Consider the following 634-nt stretch of genomic DNA (forward strand, 5'->3'; position numbering starts at 1 on the left):
GAATTAGCGGATATCTCCTGGTCTGGTGATCTAGAAGCGATTCCTCGAGTAAACATCGTTAAAGAAGCACAGTTAGTGCAAAACAAAATCTTTACTGCCAGAAAGCGTTTTTTTGAGAGCAAGCTTAGTATTATTGAACAAAGTATTTCTGGCGCGAGCTTAGAGCTCGAAAATCTTAAGCAAACCAAAGTCATCGAAAGAGAGCGCCTCAACTTTATTGAAGAAGAAATTGCAAGTAACCAAGCTTTGGTCCAGAAGGGGTTTTCTGGCAAATCCACTTTGTTGTAACTCATACGGCTTGCCGCAGAGGTTCGCAGTACTCTAAGTCAGCTTGATCGGCATTCTTTAACCGTTGGGAAAAGGTTAGACGAGAACCAAGCCAAGATAGAAGAGTTAAAGCTCGAAAGATTGAATGAAATCGTCGAAGAGTTGCGGAATACCAAAAAAGAAGTCGTTGCCATTCGTGAAGAGTATCGATCTGCTCAAGATGTGGTGGCTAGAACTTCAATCAATGCGCCAATCTCAGGCCGCGTAGTGAACATGCAAGTGTTCACTGAAAAGGGGGTTATTGGTTCAGGACAAACGTTGTTAGAGTTAGTGCCTCAAGATGATAAGTTGCTTGTTGAAGCAAGAG

The 634-nt window shown here is 42.6% G+C and carries 1 pseudogene; it reads left to right on the forward strand.

The features are described 5' to 3' along the window. Positions 1-634: pseudogene (locus R7Z47_RS25430) on the forward strand (HlyD family efflux transporter periplasmic adaptor subunit); the annotation flags it as partial.

Source organism: Vibrio sp. 1641, assembly GCF_033339995.1.
Taxonomy (GTDB): Bacteria; Pseudomonadota; Gammaproteobacteria; order Enterobacterales; family Vibrionaceae; genus Vibrio; species Vibrio alginolyticus.